Below are 18171 nucleotides of genomic sequence, written 5' to 3'. Positions count from 1 at the left end.
AAGGTTAACAGCTCCTATGGCAACATTAATCGCGGAAAACCTGGCTAAAGCTTACAAAGGCCGCCATGTGGTGGAAAACGTCAGCCTCAAGGTCAGTTCAGGCGAAATTGTCGGATTGCTGGGACCCAACGGTGCGGGCAAAACCACCACGTTTTACATGGTTGTGGGCATCATTCAGCGCGACGCCGGCCGCATCGTTATTGACGACGACGACATCAGTATCCTGCCGCTGCATACCCGCGCGCGCCGGGGTATCGGCTATCTGCCGCAGGAAGCCTCCATTTTCCGCCGCCTCAGCGTCTATGATAATCTGATGGCGGTGCTGCAAATCAGGAAGGATTTGAGCGGCGCCCAGCGCGAGGACCGGGCCAATGCCCTGATGGAGGAGTTCCATATCGCCCATCTGCGCGATCATATGGGACAATCTCTTTCCGGCGGCGAGCGGCGCCGGGTGGAAATCGCCCGCGCCCTGGCCGCCAACCCTAAATTCATTTTGCTTGATGAACCTTTTGCCGGTGTGGATCCGATTTCCGTTATCGATATCAAAAAAATTATCGAACATTTGCGCGACAGCGGGCTCGGGGTGTTGATTACCGATCATAATGTGCGCGAGACGCTGGACGTGTGCGAGCGTGCTTATATAGTCAGTCAGGGTAAACTCATCGCGCACGGGTCCCCGGCTGAAATCCTCCAGGACGAGCAGGTGAAACGTGTTTATCTGGGCGAAGAGTTCCGCCTCTGATAAGGTGTCCTGAAGAATGAAGGGCCATGAGGTTAATTAACGCATCATATGAAGCAAGGTTTGCAACTCAGGTTTAGTCAGCAACTGGCCATGACTCCGCAGTTACAGCAGGCGATACGTCTGTTGCAATTGTCCACGCTTGAACTCCAGCAGGAAATACAGACTGCGCTGGAAAGCAATCCTTTACTCGAACAATCGGACGTTCATGAAGAAATAGACACGCCGCACGACGCTCCCGACTCCGAATCCCTCGATACCCGCGAGGCGATGGAGCAAAAGGATATGCCGGAAGAACTGCCGCTGGACGCTACCTGGGACGAAATGTATTCAGCGGGCACCCCGTCCGGCACCGGTACGGATTACCGCGACGAGGAGCTGCCGATTTACCAGGGCGAGACCATTCAGACGCTGCAGGATTACCTGATGTGGCAAGTGGAGCTGACGCCTTTTTCCGACACCGACATCGCTATCGCCACCTCCATCGTGGATGCGGTGGATGAGACCGGTTATCTCACCGTGCCGCTGGAAGATATCCTGGAGAGCATCGGCGTAGAGAGCGTGACCATGGATGAAGTGGAAGCGGTGCTGAAACGAGTCCAGCGATTCGATCCGGTGGGTGTGGCGGCGCGGGATTTACGTGATTGCCTGCTCATTCAGCTGTCGCAGCTGTCAAAGGATTTTCCGTATCTGGCGGAAGCCAGGCTTATCGTCACCGATTACCTGGATTTGCTGGCCAGCCACGATTTCCGTACCCTGCTGAGGTCGACGCGGCTGAAAGAAGAGGTGTTGAAATCGGCGATGGCGCTGATTCAATCCCTGGATCCCCGCCCGGGCCAATCCATCAATACCACCGAATCGCAGTATGTGATACCCGATGTCCTGGTGCGCAAAGTGCATAACCGCTGGACGGTGGAACTCAATACCGACAGCATTCCCAACCTTAAAATCAATCAGCAATACGCGGCGCTGGGCAACACCACCCGAAACGATGCGGACGGGCAGTTTATCCGCAGCCACCTGCAGGAAGCCCGCTGGCTGATTAAAAGTCTTGAAAGCCGTAATGACACCCTGTTGAAAGTCACCCGCTGCATCGTAGAGCAGCAGCAGGCTTTTTTCGAACAGGGGGAAGAGTTTATGCGTCCCATGGTGCTGGCGGATATCGCCCAGGCGGTGGATATGCATGAATCAACCATATCTCGCGTTACCACGCAAAAATATCTGCACAGCCCGCGCGGTATCTACGAACTTAAATATTTTTTCTCCAGTCACGTCAATACCGAAGGGGGCGGCGAAGCTTCCTCAACGGCCATTCGCGCGCTGGTGAAAAAACTGATCGCCGCAGAAAACCCGGCGAAGCCGCTCAGCGACAGCAAGCTGACCACCCTGCTTTCCGATCAGGGTATTATGGTAGCACGGCGTACCGTGGCAAAATATCGTGAGTCCTTATCCATCCCGCCGTCGAACCAGCGAAAACAATTGGTTTGACCTCCACAGAGAAGGAAGACACTATGCAGCTGAATATTACCGGACAGCGTGTTGATATCACCGATGCGTTACGCGATTTCGTTACTGCGAAATTTTCCAAGCTTGAACAGTACTTCGACCGAATCAATCAGGTATATATTGTTCTAAAAGTCGAAAAGGTGCAGAAGATCGCTGAAGCGACGATACATGTCAATGGCGGCGAGCTGCACGCGACTTCGGAAGCGGATGATATGTATGCCGCCATCGATCTGCTGATAGATAAGCTGGCGCGTCAACTTAATAAGCATAAAGATAAACTGAAACAGTTTTAATTCACTGTAGCCATTGTCGCAGCCTGACCTCGCATCGGCTCGTAATGGCGAGGCTCATGGATGAGCCGAGTAACTAAGCCAACACACCCGCGACTCGCAAGATGACGGGTATAATGGGCCGATGAGTCTTAAAGGTGAATCAGCGCCTAAGTGAAACGAAATGACTAACGATACAGCAATGCAAATCAATACGGTGTTAAGCCTTGAATGCACCCGCGGCTCCATTCAGTGCCAGAGCAAAAAACGCGCGCTGGAAATTATCAGCGAACTGGCGGCCAAACAGCTTAACCTGGCGCCGCAGGTGGTATTTGACGCCGTATTAACCCGTGAACGCATGGGCAGTACCGGTATCGGTAATGGAATCGCGATCCCCCACGGCAAACTGGAAGAGGACACGCTGCGGGCGGTGGGGGTATTTATCCGCCTGGAGCAGCCCATCGCCTTCGATGCCATCGATAATCAACCGGTGGATTTGCTTTTTGCCCTGCTGGTGCCGGCGGAACAATGCAAAACGCACCTGCATACGCTATCGTTGGTAGCCAAGCGTCTGGCTGATAAAACGGTCTGCCGCCGGCTACGCGCTGCTCAAAGCGACGAAGAACTTTATGAAATCATGACGGAAACAGAAGCCGGGTCTTAACGCGCAGTGTCCTACGCTTACCGACCCGCGGGGTTTGATTGGCGGAAATAGCGGCCTCTTCGCCAATGCGTCGATGTTAATGCCAGAGGGGAGTCGTCATGGTGCTGATGATTGTCAGCGGTCGATCCGGTTCAGGGAAGTCAGTGGCGCTACGCGCGCTGGAAGATATGGGGTTTTATTGCGTCGATAACCTGCCTGTGGTATTGCTGCCGCAGCTGGCCGCCACCCTGGCGGATCGCAATATTTCCGCCGCGGTCAGTATTGACGTGCGCAACATGCCCGAAACGCCGGAAATTTTCGAGCATGCAATGGATAACCTGCCGCAAAGCTTTTCGCCGCAGTTGCTGTTTCTCGACGCCGAGCGCAGCACCCTGATCCGCCGTTATAGCGATACCCGGCGCCTGCACCCGCTGTCGAGCAAGAACCTGTCGCTGGAAAGCGCCATCGATCAGGAGAACGAACTGCTGGAACCGCTGCGCTCCAGGGCCGATTTGATTATCGACACCTCGGAAATGTCGGTGCATGAACTGGCGGAAATGCTCCGCACCCGGCTGCTGGGCAAACGCGAGCGCGAATTGACCATGGTGTTCGAGTCCTTCGGCTACAAACACGGCCTGCCCATCGATGCGGACTATGTTTTTGACGTACGATTCCTGCCCAACCCGCACTGGGATCCGAAACTGCGGCCGATGACCGGTCTGGATAAACCGGTGGCGGCCTTTCTCGACCGGCACACCGAAGTCCATAATTTCATTTACCAAACCCGAAGTTATCTCGAACTGTGGCTGCCGATGCTGGAGACCAACAACCGCAGCTATTTAACGGTGGCCATTGGCTGTACCGGCGGCAAACACCGTTCAGTGTATGTTGCCGAGCAGTTGGCGGATTATTTCCGCTCCCGCGGCAAAAATGTCCAATCCAGACACCGAACCCTGGAAAAACGCTCATGACAGTCAAGCAAACGGTGGAAATCAAGAATCGTCTCGGCATGCATGCCCGGCCAGCCATGAAATTATTCGATCTGGTGCAAAGCTTTGACGCCGAGGTGCTGCTGCGCAACGACTTCGGGACCGAAGCGGAAGCCAGCAGCGTTATCGCGCTGCTGATGCTGGATTCCGCCAAGGGCGGGCTGATTGAAATCGAAGCCACCGGCCCTGATGAAGAACGGGCGCTGGCGGCTATCATTGAACTCTTCAACGCCGGCTTTAACGAAGACTGATTAAGCCCGGCTCAGGCTATCAATGGCCACCGCCTTGAAGCCGGCGAAATCACGGCTCTCCCGCAGCCTGGGCATGGCGCGCGCACGGACAAAATTCACGAACAGCTCGTAAATCGCCATCGCCTCTTCATAATCAGTCTTGTTAATGGCCAGCAAAAAAACCACGTAGGCGATTTCGCCATCGCCCCACGGAATACCCTGGGGCGCCAATATGGTATAAATCACCGTTTTTTTCGCCAGCAATCCCAGCGAATGGGGCAATGCGATACCGTCCCCCAGCAGCGTGCTGACAATGGCTTCCCGCTCAACCACCGACGGATAAAAATCTTTACCCACCAACCCATCGCGTTTCAATTGCCCGCACACCCGCTTGAACAGATCCTGTTGATCCATGGGCTTATCAACGATCATAAAATAATTTTCATGAAAAAACTTTTCCAGCATATAAGGCCGGGTACGATCCACCAGCACCAGTTTACCCAGTTGCTCAAGCTGGTAATCACTGGGAAACGGCGCCAGTACCATCACCGGCTTGTTCTTTTCCTCCAGCCGAACGGTGGAAATCACAAAATCCTCCTCCAACGCCGGCAATCTCTCGTATTCCCGCAATGAAATGACCCGGGTCACGCTGATTTGCGGGTACTTGCGGCTCAGCAGCGCCTGAATCATACGCACCGTAGAGTTACCGCTATCGCACACCAGCAGCACCTGGGGATGACGCTGATAGCCGATATCATAATGGCGCTCCAGACCCACGCCGATATGCAGCACCAGGAAGCCGATTTCATTTTCGCTTATCACATACGGCGTATATTTGCCCCAGCTGTTCACCGCCGCCAGGGTGACATCATAGGCCATGGGATAATGCTGCTTGATATTGGCCAACAGCGGATTGGGGATATTAATCTGATATTTTACCCTGGTAATCATGGTCTTGATGTGAGTAAGCAGATCGGTACACAACTGCTTATCGCCACGTAAATCGTAGTTATAGTGGGTATTGATATAGGACAGGATATAGTCCACCAGCGACTCGTCGTCGTCAGCGTTAATATCAGTGGGCAGTATATTCTGCACCCGCCGCGCGGCGATATTCACCCTGAGGTAAGCCTCTTCCGCCGCCGGGATCTCTTTGCCCGCCAGGGATTTCAGCTCTGCCATCAGCCGCACCGATATCTGTTTCACCGCCGGATCGCCCTCTTCCGCCTCGAACTCCGTCAGGGGAAAACCGCCGGCGATGCGCTTGATGGCCACGGCGCAATAAAAATTCAGATAACGCTCGCTTTCATCGGTGAGGCGGATGGACGATTGCGCCAGCAGTTGATGCATAAAACGGGTAAGCTTTTCATAGGTCCCGCGATCCAGGCTTTCGGTTTTCAGCAGCGGATTGGCGTGATCCCCGGCATCGAGCTGGAACAAGAGGTCGGTCAAACAGGCCCGGATAGACAGCTCGGCGCCGAACAGTTTCATGCCGTAGCGCGGTTTGGTTTCAATATTCAGGTTATAGCGCGCCAGATGCTCACGCACCTCGGCCATATCATTTTGCAGCGTTCCACGGCTGACAAACCATTCATCCGCCAGATCCTCCAGCTTTAACGAGAACGCGGAGGTCAAAAAGCGGATCAACAGATAATCCACCCGATCCGAGGCGGTGCGCGGCGTCGGATTGACGCGATGGTTTACCGTCTGTTGCAGGGTGGAGAATAGCGACGGGTCATCTATTTTCAATTGATAGCCGCTGCCGCGGTTATACACAAAGGCGGCCCCGTACTGCGCGATAATTTCGTTTAAAGCAATAATATCCGCCCGCACGGTGCGTGTTGAGACTGCCAGGCGTTTTGCCAGCTCGTCCTGCGGCAGCGTTTCGAGCTGCAGCGCGTCAAACAAGTGGGCCAATCGTTGATAGGGAAATCTCACCATTATCCTTCCAATCATTATTGCCGGCAAACAGCGCTTTCGATTCGGTCCGGGACGGCATCCTGTTATCCCGTGCCGCTGTACCTACTTACGCCGTCAGCCCGGCGTATCGCTGGTTAGGGAATACTCTGTGCAAGGAATTCTCTTTTCAAGGGGCAATCACCATCTGCGATGGGCTGCCCACCGGAATGTAATCGTCAACAAACGCTAATTTGCCGCTGCCGCCGGCCACCCGGAACCGGGTGATGTTATCGCTTCGCTGATTCATTGCGAAAATATATCTGCCGTCCGGCGACATCGTCAGTGTGCGCGGGTAATCTCCGCGCGTCCAGATCTCGCCGCCCCAGGCCATGGCGCCCTCGCCGGTAACGTTGATTTGCGCGATGCTGTTATGCAGGCGATTGGCCACATAAAGATGGCGGCCGTCTTTACTCAACACGATGCCGGCGGCGAAATTGGTGCCTTTGAAATTCGCCGGCAACGAAGAGAGGCTGTGCAACTGCGTCAGGGTGCCCTTCGCATTGTCGAAGCGATAGCTGGTGAGCACCGAGGCCTCTTCGTTAATCAGGAAGACGACCTTGCCGTTGGGATGGAATACGAAATGGCGCGGACCGGCGCCGGCCGATGACGCGTTGATAAAGGGCGGATCGTTGGCTTCCAGCGCCCCGGTGGCATCGTTCAGTTTCCACTGATAAATCCGGTCCAGTCCCAAATCGGTGGAGAAAGCGAATTTGCCGCTGGGATCGGCCGCGACCATATGGGCATGGGGACCATTATGATCGCTGACGGCAAAGCTGCCCTCCGCCGCCGCCGCCGGTTTTCCCGCCCCGGCCGGACCGGAATCCTGCTGGCTTGAGCCGGTCTCACCTATTTTACCGCCGGCGTCGATGGGGAATGACGCCACCACGCCGCTAATATAGTTTGCCACCAGCAGATGGTCGCCCTTGGGCGTCAGCGAAAGAAAGACCGGGCCGGCGCCCTGGGAGTCCACCTGATTGATAAGGCTCAGGCTGCCATTCTGGGGATTGATATGGTAAGCCGCCACCGCGCCGTGCTTGCCGCCGTTGTAATTGTCGATTTCGTTGCCGATATACAGCGTCTGGCCGTCGCGAGCCGCCACCATTTGCGCCTGGTTCGGCAACTGGCTTACCAGCGTCCGGTTGGTGAGCGCCCCGGTTTTGCCGTTGAAATCAAAACGGTAAACGCCCTCGCCGTTCGGATTATAGGTGCCGACGTAAGCATAACGCGCGGCCGGGGCTTTTGGGGCGGCATATAGCGGCGTGGCGGATACGGCCAGCATCGCGGCGGTTAAGCCGGAAATCATAAACCCGTAATTACTTTTCATATTTTTCCTTATCTCTCACGGCGTGTCGGATAAACGGGGATTCCGCGAGCGGACGTTCAGCCCAGCAGCTTTTTCACCATCGCCAGCAGGGCCTTGACGTCCACCGGACGAGTCAGCCCGCTGGTTTGGTCGATAATCGAACTGTAGATATGGGGGATGATTTTGCCGACGCCGGCTTCCAGCGCGATGGTCAAAATCGGTTCAAAATTCGCCAAATCGATACCGCCGGTAGGCTCCAGGGCAAAATCATGTTCGGCGCAGGCGCGGGCCACCGCCGCAAATTCTTCCCGGGTTTTCAATCCTCCCATGGGGAAATACTTCACCGAACTACCGCCCATGTCTTTCAACAGCGCGATGGCGGTTTCAATGGGCACTATGGCGTCGGGCGCCGCCGAGCTGAGGGGCCCGGTGGAAATCTTCACCCAGCCCGCTTTACCGGTGGGGGAAACCAGGCCGTTCACCACGCTCTCGCTTTGGCCCAGCAGGGCGCGGCTGGCGCCGACGCCGGTAAAGACCTGATTGACATGCTGCGGCTGGACCTGCCGGGAAATCAGGCTGACCATCAGCGATTGGCGCGGGTCCCCCGCTCCCAATCCCACCGACAGCGCATTGTCGATCAGCGCAGCGTAATCGCGCATATCCGCCACGGCGGACGGAACATCGGCATAATTTTTAGACAGCACGCCCACCAGCACATGGCCCTCGGCGGCGGCATGGATAGCGCGGGCGTTATCTTTGGATCCCGCCAGCACGTTCAAACATACGCGATCGCGGTAAAAATTCGGCGTAAGTTTCATGCCTCGGCTCCTTTAAACAGATTTTCGATACAGGCGGCAATGGTCTCCAACTGCGGCGGCGTCACGCTGCGCACATCCACTTCAATCTTGCCTTCATTGGCGCGATAGCCCCGAAAATAAATGGCGATGTCGCCGTTTTTCAGCGCGTCGACGATATCCTTGGTTTTCCAGCCGAGCGCGGCTTCATCAAAGGTGATTTCCGTGCGGGCGATATCCCGTCCGGCGCTATCCCATACCACGCGCGCCGATATGCCGCGCAGCGCGTTCAGACTGCTGATAAACGGCGCCATTTTATCCACCATTTGCCGTCCGGTGGTCTTGGGCAGCCGGGTATAGCTCTCTATCGCCTGGGTCAGGCCGAGAATGCCCTCCTTGCCCACTTTCATCGCGCGGCCGATACCGCCGGACTGCAGCTTTACCCACTCCACGAACTGTTTTTTACCCAGGACCAAACCGCTGGTGGGGCCTTCAATGGCCTTCGCGCCGCTGTAAATCACCAGGTCCGCCCCCTGTTGGTAATAGACCGTCAGATCTTCTTCGGCGGCGGCGTCGACAATGAGGGGCACATGATGTTCACGGGCGACGGCGGCGGCCTGTGCCACCGACAGCATGCTTTTTTGCACCGAATGGTGGGACTTGATGTAGAGAATGGCGGCGGTGCGCGGCGTAATGCAGGCCGCCAGCTGGGCGGCGGAACATTCGTTGGCATAGCCGGCTTCCACGACCTTACCGCCGCCCAGGGCCACCATGGTGGAGACCGGCGCGCCGAAATTCACGTTGTGGCCTTTTGGCAACACAATATCCCGGGCCACGCCGGATGCCGTTTCATACGGGTTTTCCAACAGCCAGGCATCGTCTTTGACAATCACCGCGGCAACGGATTGGGCGATACCGGCGGAGGCGCAGGAAACCACCACCGCGCTTTCCACCTTCAGCAGGCCGGCGATATAGGCCCCGGTTTTATTCACCAGATCCTTCATTTCAAAAAAGTGGTTCAAGCCGTAATTAACCGCCTCAGCCACATCCGCGGCCGGGGTGGACACGCCCAGAATCGTCATGCGTCCGGAGGCGTTTATTACCTGCTTCAGCTGATACTGCTCATAGATTGAAGACATTTTTTGATTTCCCTTCAACGGTTAACAGGACCTTACCCGCCACCACGGCCGCCAGCGGCGCCAGATGACGTTCGCCGGTAACGGACAGTCCTTCGGAATCCACCAGGACCTGAGGTTCGGTACGGATATCGAACAACGTCAAATCCGCATCGGCGCCCACGGCCAGGCGTCCTTTAGACGGTAAACGCAATACCTCGGCGGCGTGGGCGGTGACACATTGGATAACCTCTTCAAGGCTCATGCCGAGGGTGAAAAATTTCGACATGACCGCCGCCAGGCTATGCACCGGGCCGTTGATGCGGTTTCGGCAATAAATATCGGAACTGATGGTATAGGGCAAAATGCCCTGTTTGATCGCCTGTTCGGCCACGGCGAAGCTGAAGCTGGCGGTGCCATGTCCGACGTCCAGGCGCACACCACGCCCCAGCGCGCGTTTTATCGAGGAGCGTAGTTCGCCTTTGGCGGATAAAATCCGGTTCGGTTTGCCGTTGAAACAGTGGGTAATGATGTCGCCGGAAGTGAGCAGATCCGCGATTTCATCCAGGCTCGGCGGGTTATTGCCGATGTGCACCATCAGCGGCAGCGAAGGCGTTTCCCGCTGCATCTCCTTGGCGCGCGCCAGGGGCTTGATGCCGTTGCTTCCCACCACGCTGCTGCTGATGCGCGCCTTGAGACCGATAATAAAACCGGGATGGTTTTGCAGCGCCTCACGGACGGCAACCGGATCGATTCGCGTCATGTCCGCCAGTTCATCCTGCGTGACGATGCCGGTACGGGCAATATTCAAAAACGCGTACACCTGAGTCTCGGCCGCCCGGGTGAGCCGGTAGAAATCGTCCACGTCATCGGCGCCGGTGCTGCCGGCGTCAATCACGGTGGTGACCCCGCCGGCAACCCCTACCAAATCCGGCTCATCGTGATAAACCGGCGATTTGGCGTAACAATGGACATGGGCATCAATCCAGCCGGCGCTGGCGAAAACCGCCCCCTGCAAGTCGAGGGTTTGTGCGGCGGCGGCGTGCTCGTCCACCTCCCCGACAACCGCTATCCTGCCGTTACGGACGGCAATGTCCATCAGGCTGCCGTCACTGTTTTTTGCCCGTCTTATAATGAGATCATACATTTGCCATTCTCCGTATAACGCACCTGATATACGTGGTTACAGCGCTATGGGGAAGATTGCCCCGAGTATCATCGCGCCCAGAATGGCGCCGCCGGTTATGGGCTTATTCCAGAGATAAAACAGCAGCGCCCCCAGCAGAGAACCCAAACCGATAGGGATCGACGCCGTGATGGCGGACAGGATGATCAGCGGGCCGAGGAAACGGCCGGAGGCGTTGCCCGCGCCCATCATGACATCCGCCCCATAAGTGGAATTGCTCTGGTTGATGGTGAACTTGCGCGCCAGGATAATCAGGCAGCCGATAATTATCCCCAGCACCAGGCCGGTGGCCAGCGACGCGGCGAAATTCTGCAGCGGATATTTAATGCCGGCCCCCAGCAGCAGCGCCGGTACCCCAAGTCCTACGCCGGTCTGTAGCGCGCCGCCGATATCCAGGATTCCCACCAGCGAACCTTCGATAATGCGGGCAAACAGAAAGCTGGCGCCAAAGGCCGCCACCGCGCCGTATACCCCGGTATCTATGCCGGTGCGCAGCATGGAGACAAACGCCACTTCATTGAACGCCCCGATGCCGTAGAGATAATACATATGGGTACCGGCGAAAATGCCGGCGGACAGTACCCCGACAAAGATCGGGAAAGACCAGTCGGCATACCAAAAACCGCGTTTTTCTTGTTCCATTTTCAGGATCCCCTCGAGGTTATTTACCGCTCAGCTGGTTATGGATAGCGTCCAGCCAGCCGGGAACGCCCAGGCTGAAAGACTGCAGCATTTTCATATCGAAACCGCGGAAAAATCCGCTCAGGACAAACAGCGCCACGATGGCCGTCATCATGATGCCGGTAATCTTGTTCCAGCCTCCCTCTTCAACCCCTTTGCCGATCAGAATCCCCAGCACCAGTCCCGGCACGGCGTTGCCCATGATCAATTGCGCCAGGCCGCCGAAAATCGTCGCCCAAAAACCCGAACGTTTGCCGGCATCAATGGCCGCCAGCCAGAAAATAACCGGCATCACGGTGTTCACCAGAATATTGGCGGCAGGCACCAGCACCTTCACCGCCGTCACCTGCAGCGCGGCCGGAACGGCGGAAGCCGTGGAGTTAAGAAACGCCACCACCACCATGCCGATGATGCCGCAGGCAATGGCCATACGCCGCGGATCGTGCATGGTCTGGTCCAGCCGGCGGTTTTTTATCATCAGCACCGCCGCGCCCCAGTGCGGGATAATGCGGTGATCCACATCCTGGGTAAAAGACCCGGCCGCCACCGAAGACGCCCAGGCGTTAAAGAAAAATCCCAGGCCGAAGGAAAAATGGGATGCAGGATCCCCTTCGCACGAATTCAGCTCTCCCAAGGTACGAAACGCCCCCATGCCCTGAATGGTGGGAGCATGGAACATGCGGGCCGCTCCGGCGCCCACGCCAAATCCCACCAGCCCGCCGATAATAAGAGACTTGATTAAAATGATGAGAAACATCGGATTATCCTTTTGTATTAACCCACCTGATTAACGCTGAGAAAAAGGGATTTTTTCGGGATCGATCATGATGATGCTGACCGTAATATCCAACACCACGCTGTAGCTCCTCTTTTCCCGGGGCAGAAAGAAAAAAAGAAATTTTTCCACCGTGCGGATTTCTTCCGCGCTCACCACGTCCACCTGCATGGGTTCGATACGCAGCAAAACGGCGCCGGTGGATTTCATTACCGACGGCTGAACCTGGCTTAACGCGGCGGCCAGCGCACCGTTCTTGGTTTCGCCTTTGCCCGCCACCCTGACTTTAATGACCGACTGCTCTTTCATCAGGCGGCGCCGTATTTTTTAAGCCAGGTTTCAATCAGCTTTTTCCCCAACTCTTCCTTATCCATAAAACCGAAACCCAGCACTTTGCATCCTTCCTGAATAGCAGTGACGCCCTCTTCAATGGACCTCATGCCGTATTTCGCTTTATAACCGTATTTATTCTGCGCGGTAATGGCGCCGGCGCCGCCGCTGCCGCAAAAAGAGATGCCGAAATCCGCCTGCTCTTTTTGCATGACGTCCCCTAGCTTCATATCCGCGGCCATGCCGGGCACGACAATCGCTTTGCCGCCGGCCTGCTCAATGCCCTGGGCTACTTTCTGGCCTTTACCCAAACGATCGCCGATGACCACTGTTACCTGACCCATAAAATGTCCTCCAACTTTATTTAGCGGTATTGTCTTTCGCCACTTCAAAATGAACCGATAATAAATAGGCCTCTTCCACCGGTAAATTGCCTAATTCATTTACCACTTTTTTTGCCATTAACATGGAATCCGGAGAGATTTCATCAAACAGGCTTTCATCCACCTCGGGTAACGGCTCACCGGTAAGGGACCGCAGAACCATTGCCCGTACATGGGAATGCAGCATTTGTTCCTGCACGGTATTGACCTGAATATTTCTCGTTTTCATCATCTCCATGATGCCCGCCAACACTTTTTCGATCAGCGCCGCGGACAACGGTTCCAGTTCATTCTTTCCCCCGGTCGCGGGTACGGCTTTATCCACCACTGTGTACTCCCATATCGTCCTTAGCGAAATGAATATGCCCAATAGATTTCAAGTTGCAGCGCCACCCAATGGTGGGGCTATTGATGATTTACCCTAGCGTTAATATCGCCGGGTTTGTAGCCGCTATTTTTCCAGTTTGAAACGGAAATAACGTTCACGAAAGTGATCTGACCCGCTTAATGCGGCCGCAAAGCGCTTTTTAACTCACCTAGCCTCGTTAACCAGCATGAAAATGCAGTTTATGATGAATTAATAAAATAATACTTCATTTTTAAAATATAAGTTTAATATATGATAAATTTTGCTATTTCATTCGCCCCAACTGTCATACCCCTCGTCAAATCGCCCCTTTAATGCAGGAATATCATGCTAATCCAGGCGCCTGCCGGCACCCATGATGGCCTTTCAAGCCCGGTGGATATCGCAATTGCGAACGTCCCCAGGTGCGGCCAGGCTATGACGCATAGGAGGTTCATATCATATGATCAGCTCCGATAACGAACATTTTCGTCCCATTGCCGGTATGGAATGGCAGTAATACTGCTTATATAATTAGTCCATTAACTTTATCTCATTAACATTCCATATTAACATCAAGCTATTTTCGTCTTTTATTTATTGCCTATAAAGAGTTATTTACCACTTTTATGCCGTAAACCCGGCGTGCCGATTTTTATTATGGGTTAACTTCTCTTGCTCAGCGATTCGGAAAAATACCGTCAGAAGGATATCACGCCAATACCCATAATAAATCCACAAGGGGAAATTAATGCAGATCACCGAAGGCTTTAAAGATTATTATAATATTTACAACAATGATTCTGAAATAGAATTCTTTGATTGTGAAGATCCGAATTATGAAACAGATGATGATAGTGAAATATATTACGACCTACCTGAAGAATTACCGACAGAAAATGTTCCGTTCACGGAAGATCTTAAACGAACGCTGTTTCACTTGATTAAAATAGTCACTTCCTGTGAAGCGGATCGTTTATCCCTCTCGCTCTTGTATAAAACCGGCCTGGGCATTCCTTTTTCCCTGCTGGCAGCCGCTCATTCATTTTATCGCCTCTGGCGCAGGGAAGAAAATATCGGCAGCGTGCTGATAGAGGGATTCCCCTTTTTCGCCCTGACCATTTTACCCCAAAGCGAAAAATTGATGCTCTTGGCAAATTTTATCAAGAATCATATCGAGGATCGGGTGGGGCTCGATAATCTTCCTTTTCTGGCCGGGTTTAACACGCCCACGGAAGGTGATTATCTGGTACTGGGCGTGCTGGCGCTGTTGGGCGAATATTATCTTGCCGGGCATTCTGTACCGGCTCCCCGCCGCGCCGGTTTAAAACTGCCCGTGGCCCTGGCGCAGCTTTTTACCCGCATCTGCCGATACTGGCATCTCTTATGCGCAACCGCCACGGAGAGCCCTACGCCCGCGGCAGATCCCTTTGGCCGGATAATCCTGAATCCGGCGGAAAAAAGGGAACAAAGGGAGGGTCGCAGGCTGGCGCGGCTCTGGGCCTGTGACAGCCGTCGCCGGCAAATTCAGCGGGAGCGCATCGCGGAAGCCTATTACGGCATAAAAAAGCCGCACGTACCCGCCACGGCAACCGGGCCGGGAACGGATCGGCGCCATGATCGCCAGGCTCTTGCCGGATCTGCCGCCTCTTCGTTGTCCGCAGCTTTATTCTCCACGGTTATTGCCCCAGTCCGCCGCGCATTGCAGGTGCTCGCACAGGGTTTGATGGCCGTGGCGATGCCCTTCCCCGCCGTCAGCGGCGCCGCGCCCGGCAGGTCTGCCGCTGTTTTGGCGCCGCCGCCAAACGCCATTACCGAGGTCGCGGCAACGCCACCGTCCGAAGCCTTGGCCTACCCGGAGACGGTTACGCTGAAAGCGTTGTTGGCGACAAAATTGAACCTGTCATCAGAGACCTTGTTACCACCGGAGACGACCACCCAAAACACGATGTTCCGCGGCCCATTTTGGGCGGCGCCTTATGTACAGTTGCGGCATTACCTGCGGGACAGTTATCCCGCCATAACCAACATTGTGGCGCAGCAGTTGGCCGAGGCCATCAGCCGGCGCTTTGGCGTCTCAATCAATCCGGACCACTGTTTTTTGCATCAAAATGATACTTCCCGGTCCACGCCTGATTCTCCCGTTAGCCGGGGTCTTGAGGACAGGCCGAAAGGTTCTCTGACCCTCACGGAATTTGCCATCAAAAAATATTTTACCGGCGAGGCGGAAGACCTGGCGGCCCTGGATGATGATTATGGCGTGTATCGCGGCAACCCAAGCGTGACAGGTACCCGGCGCGGCGATCTATTGCCCTTCAAGCCATCGGACCTGGATCCGCTGCTGGACTCTCTGAAGCCGACGGCGGTTTACCAGCATGCCCTGCACCATTACCGGCGCGTCAACCAAGAATTCCATGCCCTGGCGAATCTAATCCATATCGTAAACGCGCTAAGCCACCACCGGGAGCAGCCCAGCCCGGAGGATATTGGCATATACATGCAAGCCCTGGGGCTTGGGGAGGACGGCCGCCATCGTTTAAATATCTCTCTTTTTGATATCAACGGCTGTCTCGCTACCGATCTGGCGGTGATAGAAGCGCCGGGGGCGCCGGATGTGCTGCTCTATCTGCCCCGGGCCCAACAGCCCTTTCGCCGCTTTGAAAACGGTGCGGCCATGAGGGAATGGGTCGTCGGGCAAAGCCGCGACAGCTTCGCACGGCAAGAACTCCTAAAGCACTTTGCCTTGCGGGACAGTAAGGGCAGCAATGTGATCTTCGGACGGTGGGGAGTAGAGCGTTGGTTGGAAAACATCGCGGATTATCCGGAACATATTTGGCAAAACAAAGAAAAAGCCTCCGGACTGCTGTATGAGATAGTGAGCGAACGGCAGCTGGAGCGGGCATGGGCCGATGCCGCTTATTTACCTGACGTTCGGCAAGCCCGGCCGCAGAACGGATATGGCGATTCCGTTCTCTGGCTCAACCAACTCTACGCCTTGCCCATCGCGCCATTCACCGCCCTTGAGCCGCTGGAAGGAGACGGTCCGTATCACCCGACTGCGCGACAGACGGCGCTTCAATCGCCTGTTTCTGGTTCGTTCTATTCACCTGTTCCCGATCCGTCTCGGCTGGCGTTATCGTTATTGTTTTCCGCCGCCGGCGAAATACTGCCCTTTGATGATGAAGGTGTTATTCATTTTTCAGACGGGCCGAAAATAGCGCTGTCGTTATTTCGGACCCTAATTAACTATGATATGCAAGCAATGCAGGGCGCCCAGCACGTCAATGGGGGTATAGAGCGGGTTTTAACGGCATTATCGGTGATGCCCTCCGGTTATGTCCGCACCCTGCGCACATGGCCTAACGGTAGGATTGACATGCATTTCAGCATCACTCTGCCGCCGGCAAGCGGACAGAGGCGGGAAAATCTCCAGGCTGTCCGCCTGTTTGGCAAGGTCATGCCGCTGCGTTTCAACAGCCGGCTGAAAGCCTACGAAGTCTTTGATATTCACCATGAGGACAATGCCGGCTACCCGGTATGCCTTAATGAGAAAAACCATTGGCAGTTCGGACGCTTAACCGGCCGTGAATATCACGCGCGGTGGGCGATTTCCATGGCGGTATACAGCAATATTTCCATCAGGCTTTATGAAAAGCTTATGGAAAATTTAAATGAGCTGTGCAAAAAAACCGGCGATTTAACACCGGTAAATAGCCTGGGTATCGCCAAGGATGCTGACGGCGTAGACTATTTAACAATAAAAAACCATTATTTTGAAATATCCGCTGGGCCTGGCGAGAACGTTTTTCTATTGCGGGGCGATAAAAATATTGAGTTAAAAATAAGGTTTGATAACAAGAAGAAAAAATTCTTTTATATTTCCGGCAGAGATCAGGTACTGGCTTCTTACCAAAAAACACTATCAGCGGCGATGTTGGAACACGGAATTGATTCACGCCTTAGCTATCGGCAAGGTTTCAGATTGCCCAATGATAAATCCTGTCGGCTGGCCCTGGCCGCTGAAAAAAGCCTGGCGCATTCCGGTTTGAAAAAAATCATTTTTTATGGATTAGGGGAAACAGAGATCGCGCTGAGTCCGCGTTATGCGCCGCAGGCAAATGCTATTCGTAAAGGACTTTCCCTGTGTGACGCTTTGATGCGGGAATTGCTGTCCTCAAAAGAGCAGCCGCGGCTGCGGCCCCTGTTCTATTCCGCGCTGCAAATAACCGGCGCAGGCCAGAATATACAGCACCGCGCCTGGTCGCTTTTCATTAGCAACCTGAAAAAAACGTTGGCCTTGCTGGATAACCATACCGGAGACGACTACGGCCGGGTTTGGGGAGCTTCCTTTGATTCCTTTGCCATTGCCACGGTAGCCCTGAAATCCGATCCGCTGAAGCGGCTATGGTTCAATGTCCGGTATCGCCAGTCGAAGGGGCCTCATAACCATTATCTGGCGCATTATTGCCGCTACGGTTGCAAGGAAATTCCCTCCGGGGAAAATATTGCCTCCATCAGCCGTTCGGTGGGCAAAGGAAGCGTCACCGAGGAAGAGACCTTGGTGAATCCGGTGTTTAAAGACGATTTCCCGTTGCTGATGGCCCGACTACAGTCGGGAAACATGAACAGCGATGAAATCAACAGCCTGGTGAGTTTATCCGAAGCGGCAAACGTTCAGCATGTGGCCTTTTTATCCGATAAGAAGCTGGCCAGGCAATTATTCCGCACCAAGGCCCTGGCTCGAGTCAAAATGATCCTGAACGACGCGGACAGGTTCAGCCATTTATTGCTGCATTTGCATGCACAGCTTAACCACCGTTCCTGTGAACATCCCTCGCAGGAACCCGTCAGGATGTTGCTGTTTATGCTGGCCTGGCAGGGGATATAAACGCTGCGGCAACGAGGCATCGACGGCGGATAATA

General features: G+C 54.8%; 17 protein-coding genes. 7 read left to right on the top strand and 10 right to left on the bottom strand.

The genetic code is table 11. The annotated features are described in order from the left end of the window. The first annotated feature begins 16 nt into the window (after nucleotides 1-16). The 6 genes from lptB to npr all read left to right on the top strand — a co-directional run bounded on the left by lptB (nucleotide 17) and on the right by npr (nucleotide 4397). Nucleotides 17-742 (top strand): LPS export ABC transporter ATP-binding protein, encoded by a 726-nt coding sequence (gene lptB, locus ACL2XJ_RS11070; RefSeq protein WP_132923572.1) that lies wholly within the window; start codon nucleotides 17-19, stop codon nucleotides 740-742. Between the two features lie 48 nt (nucleotides 743-790). Beyond that, nucleotides 791-2227 (top strand): RNA polymerase factor sigma-54, encoded by a 1437-nt coding sequence (gene rpoN, locus ACL2XJ_RS11065; protein ID WP_132923573.1) that lies wholly within the window; start codon nucleotides 791-793, stop codon nucleotides 2225-2227. Nucleotides 2228-2250: 23 nt separating this feature from the next. Continuing rightward, nucleotides 2251-2538 (top strand): ribosome hibernation promoting factor, encoded by a 288-nt coding sequence (gene hpf / locus ACL2XJ_RS11060; RefSeq protein WP_132923574.1) that lies wholly within the window; start codon nucleotides 2251-2253, stop codon nucleotides 2536-2538. 160 nt (nucleotides 2539-2698) lie between these two features. Further along, a complete protein-coding gene (gene ptsN, locus ACL2XJ_RS11055; RefSeq protein ID WP_132923575.1) occupies nucleotides 2699-3178 on the top strand; it encodes a PTS IIA-like nitrogen regulatory protein PtsN in 480 nt (159 codons plus the stop codon). A gap of 98 nt (nucleotides 3179-3276) precedes the next feature. Then, nucleotides 3277-4128 carry an RNase adapter RapZ gene (rapZ, locus tag ACL2XJ_RS11050; RefSeq protein WP_132923576.1) on the top strand — a complete coding sequence of 284 codons (852 nt, stop codon included), beginning with the start codon at nucleotides 3277-3279 and terminating at the stop codon, nucleotides 4126-4128. Continuing rightward, nucleotides 4125-4397 carry a PTS phosphocarrier protein NPr gene (gene npr / locus ACL2XJ_RS11045; protein WP_132923577.1) on the top strand — a complete coding sequence of 91 codons (273 nt, stop codon included), beginning with the start codon at nucleotides 4125-4127 and terminating at the stop codon, nucleotides 4395-4397. Before rapZ ends, npr begins: the two co-directional genes overlap by 4 nt. On the opposite strand, the gene ACL2XJ_RS11040 is transcribed toward npr, so the two are convergent. The 10 genes from ACL2XJ_RS11040 to ACL2XJ_RS10995 all read right to left on the bottom strand — a co-directional run bounded on the left by ACL2XJ_RS11040 (nucleotide 4398) and on the right by ACL2XJ_RS10995 (nucleotide 13179). Continuing rightward, on the bottom strand, nucleotides 4398-6317 hold the full coding sequence (locus ACL2XJ_RS11040) for a BglG family transcription antiterminator (RefSeq protein WP_413726491.1): 1920 nt from the start codon (nucleotides 6315-6317) through the stop codon (nucleotides 4398-4400). A 145-nt stretch (nucleotides 6318-6462) separates the two neighbouring features. Then, complete coding sequence (locus tag ACL2XJ_RS11035) at nucleotides 6463-7659, bottom strand: lactonase family protein (RefSeq protein WP_413726490.1); 1197 nt, start codon at nucleotides 7657-7659, stop codon at nucleotides 6463-6465. 56 nt (nucleotides 7660-7715) lie between these two features. Continuing rightward, nucleotides 7716-8456, bottom strand: a complete 741-nt coding sequence (gene dagF / locus ACL2XJ_RS11030) for a 2-dehydro-3-deoxy-phosphogluconate aldolase (RefSeq protein WP_132923579.1) — start codon at nucleotides 8454-8456, stop codon at nucleotides 7716-7718. Beyond that, nucleotides 8453-9571 carry a DgaE family pyridoxal phosphate-dependent ammonia lyase gene (locus ACL2XJ_RS11025; RefSeq protein WP_132923580.1) on the bottom strand — a complete coding sequence of 373 codons (1119 nt, stop codon included), beginning with the start codon at nucleotides 9569-9571 and terminating at the stop codon, nucleotides 8453-8455. Before ACL2XJ_RS11025 ends, dagF begins: the two co-directional genes overlap by 4 nt. Further along, nucleotides 9555-10694, bottom strand: coding sequence for an amidohydrolase/deacetylase family metallohydrolase (locus tag ACL2XJ_RS11020; protein WP_413726489.1), 1140 nt, complete (start codon nucleotides 10692-10694; stop codon nucleotides 9555-9557). Before ACL2XJ_RS11020 ends, ACL2XJ_RS11025 begins: the two co-directional genes overlap by 17 nt. Before the next feature lie 36 nt (nucleotides 10695-10730). Beyond that, nucleotides 10731-11375, bottom strand: coding sequence for a DUF4310 family protein (locus tag ACL2XJ_RS11015; protein WP_132923582.1), 645 nt, complete (start codon nucleotides 11373-11375; stop codon nucleotides 10731-10733). A gap of 19 nt (nucleotides 11376-11394) precedes the next feature. Next, nucleotides 11395-12171, bottom strand: coding sequence for a DUF4311 domain-containing protein (locus tag ACL2XJ_RS11010; RefSeq protein WP_132923583.1), 777 nt, complete (start codon nucleotides 12169-12171; stop codon nucleotides 11395-11397). Nucleotides 12172-12201: 30 nt separating this feature from the next. Then, nucleotides 12202-12498, bottom strand: coding sequence for a DUF4312 family protein (locus ACL2XJ_RS11005; RefSeq protein WP_132923584.1), 297 nt, complete (start codon nucleotides 12496-12498; stop codon nucleotides 12202-12204). Next, entirely contained in the window at nucleotides 12498-12863 is a 366-nt protein-coding gene (locus ACL2XJ_RS11000) for a glycine-rich SFCGS family protein (RefSeq protein ID WP_132923585.1), read from the bottom strand. The genes ACL2XJ_RS11005 and ACL2XJ_RS11000 overlap by 1 nt, the downstream gene beginning before the upstream one ends. A gap of 16 nt (nucleotides 12864-12879) precedes the next feature. Beyond that, entirely contained in the window at nucleotides 12880-13179 is a 300-nt protein-coding gene (locus ACL2XJ_RS10995; protein ID WP_165934290.1) for a PRD domain-containing protein, read from the bottom strand. An 820-nt stretch (nucleotides 13180-13999) separates the two neighbouring features. Here ACL2XJ_RS10995 and ACL2XJ_RS10990 point away from each other — a divergent pair. Further along, nucleotides 14000-18136: a dermonecrotic toxin domain-containing protein gene (locus ACL2XJ_RS10990; RefSeq protein ID WP_413726488.1), complete on the top strand. Its 4137-nt coding sequence runs from the start codon at nucleotides 14000-14002 to the stop codon at nucleotides 18134-18136. Nucleotides 18137-18171: the final 35 nt, after the last annotated feature.

Origin of the sequence: Sodalis sp. RH16, from assembly GCF_047324245.1 — a bacterium.
Lineage (GTDB): Bacteria > Pseudomonadota > Gammaproteobacteria > Enterobacterales > Enterobacteriaceae > Acerihabitans > Acerihabitans ligni.
Note: the sequence above shows the minus strand (reverse complement) of the source record. Positions and strands in the feature narration are given on the sequence as shown.